1 protein-coding gene is annotated in these 591 nt (G+C 50.8%); it reads right to left on the bottom strand.

Annotated elements, in window-relative coordinates; genetic code table 11:
- Positions 1-113: 113 nt before the first annotated feature.
- Positions 114-591: electron transfer flavoprotein subunit beta/FixA family protein (locus tag AC1DRJ_RS31700; protein ID WP_477805572.1), on the bottom strand; the 478-nt coding region annotated here is incomplete at its 5' end.

The raw sequence follows: 591 nt of genomic DNA, 5'->3' as shown, positions 1-591 counted from the left end.
GCCTAGAACAAGCAGATCAGTTTCTAGGCCCAGCTCTACAGCAGCAGTGATAGCACTTAATGTACCTGCCGTAAGCTGTCCCGCTGCGTGCTCGGCTATAACCAGTGTGCGCATCAAATCACCCCCGATACGTTTTTCAATTTATCCAAGAGTTCGGATACCGAGCCGACCTTGATGCCTGCTTTACGAATTGGTGGCGGTGCAACCTCTAGCAATCGAGTGTGCTCTTTCACACTTGCACCCAGGCTATCAGCGGCAAGAATCTCAAGCGGCTTCTTCTTGGCTTTCATAATGTTCGGCAATGATGCATAGCGCGGTTCGTTGAGACGTAAATCGCAGGTAACGACTGCTGGCACTGAAAGTTCCAAAGTCTGGCTGCCACCATCGACCTCCCGTTCGACTAACCAGTTGCCATCGACATAGCTGATCGCAGAGGCAAAGGTGGCCTGACCACTACCAATCAACTGCGCAACCATTTGCCCGGTCTGGTTGTTCTCTTGGTCAATGGCCTGCTTTCCAAAGAGGATCAGTTGCGGTTGTTCTCGATCGATTACCTTGCTCAGGTATTTGGCAACATTTATTGGCTCAAGA

The organism is Pseudomonas sp. P5_B2 (genome assembly GCF_056400445.1).
The sequence above is the reverse complement of the archived record's forward strand: the minus strand, read 5'-3'. Positions and strand labels throughout refer to the sequence as shown.